Origin of the sequence: Acidocella aquatica (genome assembly GCF_030160635.1) — a bacterium.
Taxonomy (GTDB): domain Bacteria; phylum Pseudomonadota; class Alphaproteobacteria; order Acetobacterales; family Acetobacteraceae; genus Acidocella; species Acidocella aquatica.
Window position 1 is genome coordinate 1 of the sequence record NZ_BSOS01000109.1, and the last position, 510, is coordinate 510.

Here is a 510-nt window from a genome sequence, read left to right on the forward strand (position 1 = left end):
TCAGGCACTCTACCTTCGGTGCCGGGAGTTGGCCGCACGAGAGGCCAGCCCGACCGCCGCCATCATCGACAGCCAGAGTGTAAAGAGCGCTGAAAAAGGGGGGCTTCGATTGACCCGGCGGGCTATGATGCGGGTAAGAAGATCAAGGGTAAGAAGCGGCATCTTCTTGTAGATACCGAGGGATTATTGCTTTTGGCTATTATTCACGCGGCCAATATCCAAGACCGCGACGGCGGCATTCTGTTGATGACAGCGCTCCTCAAAAAGCATCCGCTCTTGCGGAAACTGTATGCCGATGGCGGTTATCAGGGACCAAAGTTTCACCAAGCCTTGCGGCGCGTGCTACGGAAAATAAAAGTCGAGATCGTAAAGCGCTCAGATGCGGTAAAGGGTTTTGCCGTGCTTCCCAAGCGTTGGGTGGTGGAGCGAACCATCGGCTGGCTCAATCGATGCCGCCGCCTGGCCAAGGATTGGGAGTGTTTGAACAAAAATGCTCTGACCTTTCTGCGC

The 510-nt window shown here is 55.3% G+C and carries 1 pseudogene; it reads left to right on the top strand.

Annotated elements, in window-relative coordinates:
• Positions 1-510, top strand: a pseudogene (locus QQJ84_RS19100) (IS5 family transposase); the annotation flags it as partial.